The following is an 11327-nucleotide window of genomic DNA, read 5'->3' on the forward strand; positions in this document are numbered from 1 at the left end:
ATAATTATCGACTGGAGCCTAATTAAAGGAATCCGGGCAGGGTGGGGCATGTACTCATGCCCACCCCAATTAACCATTGCCCCATAAAAGGGTGGGTGTGAGTACACACCCACCCTACATTCATAATCCGTGTTGGGTGATTTGCGAATTAGCAGCGGTTATCGGACAATCGTGGATAGGGGAAATCGGGTGTCCTTGAAGCCCGACGTGCCCTGTCCTATTCTGGCTGGGAAACTAGGTATCGGGCCGATTTCCCTTGTCCCTTCCGATTGATCCACCCCCCATTTCGAGAATCCCCATGACTGAACGCGACAAGCTCGACGCCCTACAAAACGCGGCGGGCGCTTTACGCCTGAGCCAAATCAAGCGGCATATCTTCCTTTGCGCGGAACCCACCAAGCCGAAATGCTGCGCCACGGTAGCGGGCGTGGAATCCTGGGAGTATTTGAAGCGCCGCCTGGATGAGCTGGGCTTGACCGGCGCGGGCGGGATTGGCCGCACCAAGGCGAATTGCCTTCGGGTTTGTGTTCACGGACCCATCGCGGTGGTGTACCCGGAAGGCGTCTGGTATCACTCCTGCACGCCCGAGGTGTTGGAGCGGATTATTCAGGAGCACCTGATCGGCGGCAATCCGGTGTCCGAGTATCAATTCTGTCAGAACGAATTCGCCGCGCAGTGAGAATTTAGTAGCCGGTTTTTCCCAAGCCCCCCGCTTGGGAACCCGCACAAATCGCTCGTAGTCCCGGCTTCAGCCGGTTTTCCCCGGTTCGGTTTCACCGCCTGAAGCCTGTCCTGAGCGTAGTCGAAGGGGCGGGACGACAAGCGCCCCACGCGAAGGAAAATCACTCCGAAACCACTTTCGCCAGCCGGTCCAATTGCTCGGACGTGCCCAGCGCCAAGAACTGGTCGCCGGGATGCAGCACCAGATCGGGATCGGGGTTGGGCAACACCCGGCTGCCGCGCAATATGACCAAAACGGTCGCGCCGGTGGTTTCCCGCACCCGCAATTCCGCGAGGCTCTGGCCGATGACCTGGGCGCCGTCGCGGACCTTGATGCCCTCCAGATTCAGGCTCTCCTTGCCCTTGCGGATCACGGTGTCGAAAAAATCCACCACCGTCGGGCTGAGGATGAGATGGGCCAGACGCCGCCCGCCGATGGCGTAGGGACTGATGGCCCGGTCGGCGCCGGCCCGGATCAGCTTGGGGACGCTGGAATCGTCCACCGCCCGCGAGACGATGAACAACTTGGGATTCAACACCCTGGCGGACAGCACGATGTACAGGTTGCTGGCGTCGTCCCCGCTGGTCACGATCAAGCCCTTGGCGCAATGTATGCCCGCCTGTTCCAGCACCGAATCGTCGCTGGCGTCGCCCTGGATCATCAAATAGCCGTGCTGAGCCGCATAGGCGTGGGCCTCCGGGCGCGGGTCGATAATCACGAAGGCGACCCGTGCGTCGTGCAACTCGGCGGCGGCTTGCCGCCCCACCCGCCCAAGTCCGGCGATGACGATGTGGCTCTTTAGTTTTTGAATGTCGCGCTGCATTTTCTTCTCCCCCAGGGGGTCCGACATGCGCATCATCACGAGGTAATCCATGATGACGGTCAAGCTATAAAACAGGCTGCCAATGCCGGTGATGGCGATGACCATGGTGAAAATCCGCCCCCAGTCATCGAGTTGGATGACCTCGCCATACCCGATGGTGGTGATGGTGATGACGGTCATGAACAGGGCGTCGAGGATCGAGGCGCCCTGGTCCCGCCCCAGCCAGGCATAGCCGATGGTTCCAATCACGGTAATCAACAGCACCAGGCTGGCGGGCAATATCAGGCGCAAGCGCAGGGATGACGACAACCTGATGGACTCGGGGGACATGGCGAATGGCTGGACTGAAAGGGCTACCGGGGGTGGGGGCTTGGAACGGACGCCAAGCCTTGCCAATTATGGCTCACTGTCGAACAAATGGGCGGCGAGTCCCAATGTTGGTTGTCGGCGGCTCGCTGAAAAACAGACAGGGCCGACATGGCTGTCGGCCCTGACCCGGGCTGGAAGGATGATTGGTTGGACCGCGAAACCCCGTCAGTGCAGGGTGGCGGCCTCGGAGGCGGCTTGGCTCAGGGCGTAATCCCCGTGCCAGAATTTTTCCAGTTGATAGAACTCTCTGGCCTGCGGCTTCATGACGTGGACGATGATGTCGCCGAGGTCAACCAATACCCATTCCCCGACATTTTCACCCTCCATGCCCAGGGGGGGAACCTCGTTCTTTTTGGCCTCTTCGGCCACATGCCCGGCCAGGGATTTAACGTGCCGCTCCGAGGTGCCGCTGGCGATCACCATATAATCGGCGATATTGGTTTTGCCGCGCACGTCGAGCGCCTTAATATCCCGGCCCTTGCCGTCGTCCAGGGTATTCAATACGAGTTGCAATAAGTCTTCGGTATGCATGGGTTTTGGGTTGCGCTGTGTTTGATAATCCAAAGGAATGATAAGACCCGATAAGCCACTATAAATTTCCGGCTCATGTTGGTTATTCGCCCGTGGGAGCGATTTCCAAGCGCGACAGGCGCCGAAAATCGCGGATAAAAACCGCTTCCGCTCAGGAGCCGGCATCTCGACCGGAAAACGGTTTCCCGCCCGACAGGCAAATAATAATAATCCCATCAGGTTCCACCAAATCCCCGCCTAGCCGTGAGGCTTTTTGCCCTTGCCCGCCTTGCGGATCAAATGGGGCAGCAGCAGTCCCGGCGGCATCTTCAGCCAATGGGAGCGAATCCATAACAATTCCCGCGCCCGCGCGCCAAAGCCCCGTGGCGCGGCGGGATCGTTGGGCATGAGCGCCGCCTCCATCAGCGCATCCATCGCCTTGGCCGGGAATCGTCCAGGCCCAAGGCGCTCGGCTTGGTCCAGCGCGGCGGCGGGAACCGGCGTATTCAGCAAGCGCTGGCCGTAGCGCAGGGCATAGAACAGCGGACGCCCCAGATGCATGGATTCCGCCCGGGACACCAACTTCGTCCAGAATTCCGGGTCGCGCCCGGAGAACTCCCGCATGAGGCAGTCCAGGTCCGACAAATCCCGGAGGCCATGTTCGAATTCCCCGCCATAAAACAAATGAATGGCGCTATGCAGCACCATGTCGGCGGGCGCGAGGGTTTTGAAGCGGTGGCCGGGCAACTCTATCGCCGCCTCGAAGAGAGGACCGGCATCGACCTTGAGCTGGCTGGTCAGGGGGGAAATGGTGTGGTGAATGTCGGCCTCGATCTGGCGGTCGGGGTGGCGCATGGGCGGGATTTCGTGCATCCATTCCTGGTAATAGCGCTCGTCGTAATCGTCCAAGATTTCCGAGCGCCAGCCGCCCGCCTTCAGCACGCTTTCCACCTCGGCCAGACCCGACCGGGGCACCAGCAAATCCACGTCGTTGAAAATCCGCCCCCGCCCGGCGACGAGTCCGCCCATCACATAGCCCGTGCCCTTCAACGCCAAAACCGGCACCGGGACATCCCGCAAGGCCCGCTCCAAATGATGCAATTCCCAGAGGATTTTCTGCTGCCGATGGGCCGCGAACCGAAGCGCGGCCTCCATTTGGCGGGCGATTCTCAGGGACAACCGCTCCATCAAGCCCTGATCCAGCGCCGACGCCGCCAGCCGGGACCACAAACGCATGGACCTCGCCAATGGCAACAAGGCGTCCCAGTCCGGCTCCCGCAAATCCAGCAGCCGCGCCGGCTCGGCGAGGGCCGCGAACAAATGCCGGTAAGCGGCTTGCACGGCGGGCCGATCCGTCATGCGGTTAGCCGGTCGATGCGGGCAATCACGTCGTCCAGATCGCCATAGTTGAGGTCGTAGCAGTCGCAAGCCCGGATGATCTCGGCCACCGCCCGGAATCCGTCGGCGCCGGTGATTTCGTAATTGAATGAATTGTGGGCGAGCCGCAGAAACGCCTGGGCCTTGGGCAAGGCATGGATGGAGAACGCCGCGCCCTTGGTGAATTTCGGGAAGATAATCCAGGCGGGCTTGACCGCTTCGTCCATGCGCTGGACCGCCGCCGTGGGCGGACGCAGGTGCGCGACGGTGCCCTTGCGCGTTTTGGGGAACAAGGGGCCAAGCACGGCGTCGGGCGCGAAGCGGCGGATCACGTCGATGGATTCGTTTTTCAGGGCCACCGGGCGGGGAAATGGCACGAGGCGGCGACCCGCCAAGTCGAACAGGCCGAACTCATCGGACAACAGCCGCCAGCCGCGAAACACCAGGGCGGCGCACAGCGTGCTTTTGCCCGAGCCGGGAATCGCGGGGAGCAACAGCGCTTGGCCGTTCCGCTCCAGCACCGCCGAGTGAGTTATCAGGTATTGGTGGCAGCGCTGGCCGACGCACCAGTTCAGTCCCCATTCGAAGAACGGAAAGGCGGTGTCCTCCGGGAAGGGTTCGAACAGGTTTCTGCCGTCGAGCTTGAACAACACTTGCGGTTGAATCCAGGCCCGCAGCGAGAAGGGCTTCTGTAAATCGACGTTGAAGTCCGCCTGGGGGTTGGCGTCCAGCACGGGAAAATCGCCGTACACGGCCCGCATGGGCACCACCAGGGAGTCTACCTGAGATCGAATCCGCACGGCGAACGGACCCATCGCCAGACTCAATCCGGCGCGCTCCCGCAGCCGCGTCGAGATCACCGACGGGGTGAGTTGCTGTAGGTTCAGGTTGGAAGCGGACAAATCAGCCCTGCGTGGTCGAATTCCTGAATGACACGGCTGATATGTTGAGCCAGGGTATGTTCATCATCCGTGTCGAACACCGATTGAAGTTCGGCCACCATCGAAGGCAGGTCCATGGGGCCGGTTTGCAGCAGTTTCAGCACCTCGGCGGCGCTGATGTTCAAGAAATGGGTCTCGCCCGAGTGGGCGTTAAACACCAGATAATCGTCGTCGAATTGTTCCCAGAGCAAAGCCTGCTCGGGCAAACCCGCCCACACAGTCGCCGCTTGCCTATCGCTCATTGGGGATTAAAGGCCGGTCATTGCGGCAAGGAGGTGCCTGCCATGGCGGAGGCCCAGCACGAGGTAGTAATAATGTGCGTCGAACCGCCGGTCGGACCAATCACGCCAATGGGCGTGCCCGTGACGTCCACCTGCACGATGACCGAGTAATTGCCCACCGCCGTCGCCGTATGAGTGTTAATTCCATCAGAAAAAGCCCCCGGCCCGGACCCGGAACAGCTTTGAGGGAGATAGGTCGTTGTCCATGAAGCGGCATCATGCCAACCCGAAGTGTCGGCGCACGCGGTCGCCAAAGTCGTATAGGTGTAGCCTCCGTACACAACAATGTGATCGACACCGCTAATGGTGATCTTGAAGGCGGGCCGCGCCACCGCCACATAGTTCCCAAGCCCGGATGCGCTGACCCCCTCGGCCTCGGTCAGGCCGTTCTTCGGCTCGACACACATCTGGTTGGATGCCTGCGCGGAGGATACCCTCGGCAGCGTCAGAAGCACGGGTGCCGCCATGAAGCCCCCTTTGACAAGGCGGCGCCTCGCGTCAGAAACCACCACTGTTCGGCCCGTCGGCGGGTCTTGTAACGAAGTCAGCGAAGACCGCTCTTTGCTTAACATGATTCTCCACCTTTTATTGAATTGCTTATCTGGTAGCCCGTGGCATTGGTTGCCTGATTGATTATTGTCATGTCCTCACCTCAACACCGCTCGGCTTTCGGTGCCCATCGAAAATTATTATCAAGCCATTTTGCTAAAACCCAAACACATATACAAATATCGCGCCAACAAATAAGCCCGTTGCATTTCAAGTAGATACCCGTAAGTTTTACGGCCATCCAGGGCAAGATGTAAAGGAAACCGACTTCTTGTATTCGCTCGACACTACTTGGCGCTTGGATTTTGCCTTAATAGATCAATAGCATACTTAATCGGAATGGCATAGCTAATGCCGCTGGGCCGCTCAAGCAGGCTCTCCTTGCTCTCTTGAACAAACACCTTGTCAATAATCCCAAACACCTCGCCCGTCCTTACATTATACAATGGGCTACCGCTATTTCCTGGATAAGCGGTCGCATCCAATTGGAAAACATCATACGGCACATCAAGCCGACGTATGCTTTTTGAATCCAGTCCTTTCGCTCTGTATGAGGGAATCGCGATGGGACTGATGGCGGAAACAATGCCGCGATGGGTGACAGGATACAAGCCCAGCACCGCGCCTATGGGAAATCCCGTAAAAGCATATTCTTCGCCTTCCCGCACTTTCCCCGAATCACCTAGACGCACGGCTGGCAGCGGTCCTGTTCCACCTATCTTCAAATAAGCGATGTCATGATCTTCGTCCACGGCAACGGTCACGGCCTGACGCACGCTGGACGTTTTACCCCCCGGTACGAACACCGCCAAACTCTCCATATGCGCGTAATCAATCGCGGCGGGCAGGACGTGGGCGTTGGTGATGACATGATACCCGTCACCCACGACGAACCCCGTTCCTCTGAATTCCGTCGGCGGGGTGCGCACGCGCTGGAAGGTGCCGATGCCCACAATCGATGGCTTAATCAAAGCCACCACGTCCGGCAGGCTAGCCGGGGCCTCCTGAGCCAGCGCCCCGCGCCCTCCGGCCAGAAGCGCCAGTCCAATCAGCCAAATCAACGCACCGGAACGCTGTGAATATTCCACTAAAAATAACTTTGAATAACCAAATGGAAGACGCATTATTTAGCCATTCCAAACATGCCTAACCTTGGCTGCGTTGTTTTTGCGCGTGGATTAAATATCTAACAGCCACCGCACAATCACGAGATAAATAATCTTATGAACTCAGATTCGAGACAACACAGAAGTTTTTGCGTCGAACAATAAAATCGTAAAAATTCCTGACGGTGGCTATTCGCCCGCCAGCGGACCAAGCTCAATAATAGCCCACCCCAAGCCAAATCTCGCGTGAATTAATACCGCTTTTTTCACTGAACGCCCCGGATTCCCATGCACCCGAAATTCGTAAAACACCTGTTCTTCCCCGCCCATGAAAAGCTCTTACACAGGCCAACATTCGCCTATCTGGCCGAGTTAGAGAAAAGCCAGTGGCTATCCAGAGAGCAAATCGAGCAGTTGCAAACGCGCCGCCTGAGCGAGCTGTTGCGAACCGCGCACGCCCACAGCCCGTGGCACGCCGAGCGCATCCGAGCCAACGGCCTGGATGGCGCCTTCCATCGCGATGTGACGCTCGACGAATTCCGGCGTCTACCCACCATGGGCAAAGCCGACGCCTCGGCGCACCGGGACGAGCTGGTATGGCGGGACGTGCCGGGCGGCGCCTACCGTTACAACACGGGCGGCTCCAGCGGTCAACCCCTGATCTTCTACTACGGCAGGGCGCGCCAAGCCGCTGACGCCGCGGGCCGGATGCGTGCCCGCCGCTGGTGGGGCGTTGATGTCGGGGAGCCGGAAGTTTTCCTGTGGGGCGCCCCGGTCGAGCTTAACAAAACCGATTTAATCAAAACCCTGCGGGACCGGCTGTTCAACCAGTTGCTATTGAACGCCTTCGACATGTCGGAGGCGAACATGGACGACTATCTCAAGCGAATCCGGCGGTTCGATCCGACCTGCATTTACGGCTACGCCAGCAGCCTCAGCTTGCTGGCGGCCCACGCCAAAAGCCGGGGGCAGTCTCCCGGACTCAAGCGGCTGAAAGTGGTCTGCACCACCGGGGAGCCTTTGTTCCCGGAACAACGGCGGCTGATTCAGGAGGTTTTCGGCGTGCCCGTGGCGAACGAATACGGCTGCCGGGACGGGGGCTTGATCGCGCTGGAATCGCCGGAGGGCCAGATGCTCGTCAACAGCGAAACCATCCTACTGGAAGCGCTGGATCCCCTGGGCAACCCGGTCGCCCCTGGGCAACCCGGTCGCCCCCGGCGAAATCGGCGAGGCGGTCATCACCAATGTATGCTCGGAAGCCCAGCCCTTCATTCGCTATCGAACCGGCGACATGATCCGGGTCTCGGATCAACCCTGCCCAGCGGGCCGGGGATTGCATGTTCTGTCGGAGGTGATGGGCAGGACGACCGATTTCGTCGTGCGGCCCGACGGCGCCATTATGCACGCCCTGTCGGTGATTTATGTGCTGCGGGCCGTGGAAGGCGTCAAAGAATTCAAGATTATTCAGTGGTCGGTCGAGCGTCTTGAAGTCTTGATCGTCAGCGGCCCGACCTGGCGGGACAGCGCTAAAGACGACATCGTGACCCAACTGCGCCGCCGCATGGAGAGCCAAGTCAACGTGGAAATCAACCTAGTGGATAACATTCCGCCGGAGGCTTCCGGCAAGCACCGTTACGTGGTCAGCCATGTCGGCCTGCCCGATAGGCTGGGCGTGGCCGCGTGATGCTGGCTTGGACTGGTCACATGGCGCGGAACCGGGGGCAACCCGCCGCGCCTAGAACAATTTCGGTTCGGGCGTAAGGAATGCCCGGGGATCAAGCCGCTGTCTGAGCGGAGCCGAAGCCCTGAGCGGAGTCGAAGGGTTCGCTTCGGCTCCGCTCAGCGAACGATGAGGGCCATACAGCGAAGCCCTAGTCCTTCTGTACGGTGATGTTCCTGCCCGGCTGCATCTGCTTTTCGACGTTGGAGCCGTTCCACTTGCGGAGATCCGCCACGCTGACCTTGAACCGCCGGGAAATGGAAAACAGCGTATCGCCTTCCCGAACCGTGTAGTTGTTGATGGATTGGGAGGGATGAAAACCGGCTTTCACCAGGGTCAGCTTCTTCGCGGCGTCTTTATTCCACACCACCAGCGTTTGCCCGGCCTTGACGGCGGTTTTCTCGGAGAAGTTGTTCCATTTGGCCAACTGCTCCACATCCACGGAATGCTTTCTCGCCACGGCCCACAGGGTCTCGCCGGGCTGAACCGTGTAAGCGCCTTTTTTGGTCATGGCGCGACCAACGGACCTGTCTTCGTCGGCTTCGTCGGAATGCCGATCCTTATGCTTGTCGGCCAGCTTAGACGACGACTTGGAATCGTCCTCGTCCCGCTCGCGATGGTGGGCGGCGAGCTTGTCCCGGGCGTGTTCCTTCTCCCGCGCCGATTCTCTTTCCTTCGCGGCTTCTTCCTTGGCGTGCAGCCGTTCTTTCGCCTGTTCTCTTTCCCGCGCTAGCTCCTCTTCTCTGGCCGCTTCTTCTCGGGCTTGCTCTCTTTCCCGCGCCAATTCCCTTTCCTTTGCCGCCTCTTCCCTGGCCTGCTCTCTTTCTTTCGCTAGCTCCTTCTCTCTCGCCGCCTCTTTGCGCTCTCTCAAAGAAGCCGCATCGAAGTCCCGGTCAACATTAGCCGTGCGAATCAGAGAAGACGCCAACTCGGTGGATTCGGCCCTGACCACAGGGGTTTCTTTGGCTTCCAGCGTCGATGAAACAGCTTCGGAAATCGACCGGCTCGGTTCATACGACCCATGCTCCATCACCAGCCGCTCCAACTCCTGCCGAAACTCGGCGGTCTTCTTTTCCGCCGGGATGAACAGATGATAGCTGCCTTCGATGTCCGTATGCTTCCCCTTAAACCCCGGATTAAGCTCGCGCAGCTTGTCCAGGGAAATATCGGCGGCGTCCGCCGCGAGGGCCAGATCAAGCTGGCTGGTCACTTTCACCGGCTTGAACTGGGCGGAATTGGGGATGTGGTGCAGATCAACGCCGTATTGGTCGGCGGACGAGAACAGCTTGGCGACCGCCAGCAGGCGCGGCACGTAGGAGCGCGTTTCTTGGGGCAAATCCAAGGACCAGAAATCGGTGGGGAGACCCCGCGCCAGGTTCTTTTGAATCGACCGGCCCACGGCTCCCTCGCCGCAGTTGTAGGCGGCAATCGCCAGCAGCCAGTCCCCGTTGAATTCCTTGTGCAGCTTCTTGAGGTATTTGATGGCCGCCCGGGTGGACGCATAAATATCGCGCCGTCCATCGTAAGTGCGGGTGTGCTTCAAGCCATACATGCGCCCGGTGGAGGGGATGAATTGCCAGATGCCCGCCGCGTTCGCGGGGGATATGGCGTGGGGCTGGAAGGCGCTCTCGATCACGGGCAGCAGGGCGATTTCGCCGGGAATGTCCTGCTTCTCCACCTGCTTGACGATGGAGTACAGGAACGGCTCGGCGCGGTTTTGCACCCGATCAATGTAAGTCGGATGGTTGACGAACCAGTTCAGCTCGCGGTCGATGTCTTCGTGTTCGATGGGCGGCAGGTCGTAGAGATCGAACAATCGATCCCAGAGATTGTCATAGTGCGACGAGCTTTTTGTGCCGCCGGATTTGGACGCCACGGCGCGGTCTTTTTTACGCAACAAGCGGCCACTATTCTTGGCGCTTTGCGGGAGACGGGATTTTTTGGAATCGGAAGTTGACGCTGGCTGGCCGTTGTCGGTTATATTGGAATCGTTCTTGAGCTTGCCCCCGTGCTGGGAGCAGCCCACCAGCGATAACGCGATGATTGAAGCGTAGCAAAGCAAGCGGGCTTCAGGTGGTTGCCTTCTCATCGTCATTTCCTCAGCATTTTAAGTTCAGGTGAGTTATCGCGGCCCGTCAGCTTTAGCCATGAAGACAAAACCAACGTCATTAATCCAATCCCGCCAAATATTCCTGGAATGGTATCGCGTCACAACCCTGGGGCAGATACTACAGACAATTGAAGCCTCCTACCTGCAGTCGGCTTTAAAGCTTACTTATAATCAAAAGATATTACAAGTTGGTCTTTTAGGCTCGGAAACGCTGTATATTGATAGTGATTTTCTTAGCCATTTCGCGGTAATCGACGCTTGCGACAAACCCCAATCCGCCCCTTTTACGGGCTTGATTTCGGCCAATTCCGACGCGCTGCCGATTGCGACCGAAAGCGTGGACACTTTGATTCTGCCCCATCTGATCGAATTCGAATCCAACCGACATCAAGTTTTGCGCGAGGCCGAGCGCGTCCTCAAGCCAGAAGGTCGGCTATTCATACTCGGACTCAATCCCTGGAGTCCCCATGGCGTCCTCCAATACCTGCCCCGCGCCGAGTCCTTCTGGCACGCCAGCTTCGCCAGCCACCACCGCCTACTGGATTGGCTGAGCCTGTTGAAGTTCGACGCGGAACTCAACGCCACTTTCAGCGTGTCCGCCTCCCGCCACTTCGGCAAGCCCACCACCGCCTGGGAACATACCCGCGCGGAACTGTCCTTCGCCTACGCGCTCAAGGCCATCAAGCGGCGTTACACGCTCATTCCCATCGAATCCAGTTGGGTCAGCGTGCCGAGCCTGGCGGCGGGACATATGTTTGAACAATCCCAGTCAGGACTTACGCAAAACCGAAGTCGCCCCGCCGTTCGCCCTGACGTATAG

General features: G+C 59.1%; 12 protein-coding genes. 4 read left to right on the forward strand and 8 right to left on the reverse strand.

The window, feature by feature from the left end:
- Nucleotides 1-298 precede the first annotated feature (298 nt).
- A complete protein-coding gene (locus tag ACXWUF_RS01405; protein WP_458492861.1) occupies nt 299-679 on the forward strand; it encodes a (2Fe-2S) ferredoxin domain-containing protein in 381 nt (126 codons plus the stop codon).
- Nucleotides 680-842: 163 nt separating this feature from the next.
- On the opposite strand, the gene ACXWUF_RS01410 is transcribed toward ACXWUF_RS01405, so the two are convergent.
- The 7 genes from ACXWUF_RS01410 to ACXWUF_RS01440 all read right to left on the reverse strand — a co-directional run bounded on the left by ACXWUF_RS01410 (nt 843) and on the right by ACXWUF_RS01440 (nt 6695).
- Nucleotides 843-1874, reverse strand: a complete 1032-nt coding sequence (locus tag ACXWUF_RS01410; RefSeq protein WP_458492862.1) for a potassium channel family protein — start codon at nt 1872-1874, stop codon at nt 843-845.
- Between the two features lie 204 nt (nt 1875-2078).
- Nucleotides 2079-2444, reverse strand: coding sequence for a ribosome silencing factor (gene rsfS, locus ACXWUF_RS01415; protein WP_458492863.1), 366 nt, complete (start codon nt 2442-2444; stop codon nt 2079-2081).
- Nucleotides 2445-2681: 237 nt separating this feature from the next.
- Nucleotides 2682-3782, reverse strand: a complete 1101-nt coding sequence (locus ACXWUF_RS01420; protein ID WP_458492864.1) for a nucleotidyltransferase domain-containing protein — start codon at nt 3780-3782, stop codon at nt 2682-2684.
- Entirely contained in the window at nt 3779-4702 is a 924-nt protein-coding gene (locus ACXWUF_RS01425) for an HprK-related kinase A (RefSeq protein ID WP_458492865.1), read from the reverse strand. Before ACXWUF_RS01425 ends, ACXWUF_RS01420 begins: the two co-directional genes overlap by 4 nt.
- Nucleotides 4684-4983 carry an HPr-rel-A system PqqD family peptide chaperone gene (locus ACXWUF_RS01430; RefSeq protein ID WP_458492866.1) on the reverse strand — a complete coding sequence of 100 codons (300 nt, stop codon included), beginning with the start codon at nt 4981-4983 and terminating at the stop codon, nt 4684-4686. Before ACXWUF_RS01430 ends, ACXWUF_RS01425 begins: the two co-directional genes overlap by 19 nt.
- Before the next feature lie 17 nt (nt 4984-5000).
- Complete coding sequence (locus tag ACXWUF_RS01435) at nt 5001-5594, reverse strand: hypothetical protein (protein ID WP_458492867.1); 594 nt, start codon at nt 5592-5594, stop codon at nt 5001-5003.
- A 264-nt stretch (nt 5595-5858) separates the two neighbouring features.
- Complete coding sequence (locus ACXWUF_RS01440; protein ID WP_458492868.1) at nt 5859-6695, reverse strand: S1C family serine protease; 837 nt, start codon at nt 6693-6695, stop codon at nt 5859-5861.
- 270 nt (nt 6696-6965) lie between these two features.
- Here ACXWUF_RS01440 and ACXWUF_RS01445 point away from each other — a divergent pair, with 270 nt between their 5' ends.
- Nucleotides 6966-8165, forward strand: a complete 1200-nt coding sequence (locus ACXWUF_RS01445) for a hypothetical protein (protein ID WP_458492869.1) — start codon at nt 6966-6968, stop codon at nt 8163-8165.
- On the forward strand, nt 8077-8361 hold the full coding sequence (locus ACXWUF_RS01450) for a hypothetical protein (protein ID WP_458492870.1): 285 nt from the start codon (nt 8077-8079) through the stop codon (nt 8359-8361). The genes ACXWUF_RS01445 and ACXWUF_RS01450 overlap by 89 nt, the downstream gene beginning before the upstream one ends.
- Before the next feature lie 187 nt (nt 8362-8548).
- Here ACXWUF_RS01450 and ACXWUF_RS01455 read toward each other — a convergent pair whose 3' ends face one another.
- Nucleotides 8549-10486: a LysM peptidoglycan-binding domain-containing protein gene (locus tag ACXWUF_RS01455; protein WP_458492871.1), complete on the reverse strand. Its 1938-nt coding sequence runs from the start codon at nt 10484-10486 to the stop codon at nt 8549-8551.
- Between the two features lie 313 nt (nt 10487-10799).
- On the opposite strand from ACXWUF_RS01455, the gene ACXWUF_RS01460 reads away from it, so the two are divergent.
- On the forward strand, nt 10800-11327 hold the full coding sequence (locus ACXWUF_RS01460; protein ID WP_458492872.1) for a class I SAM-dependent methyltransferase: 528 nt from the start codon (nt 10800-10802) through the stop codon (nt 11325-11327).

Source organism: Methylomagnum sp. (assembly GCF_054333355.1).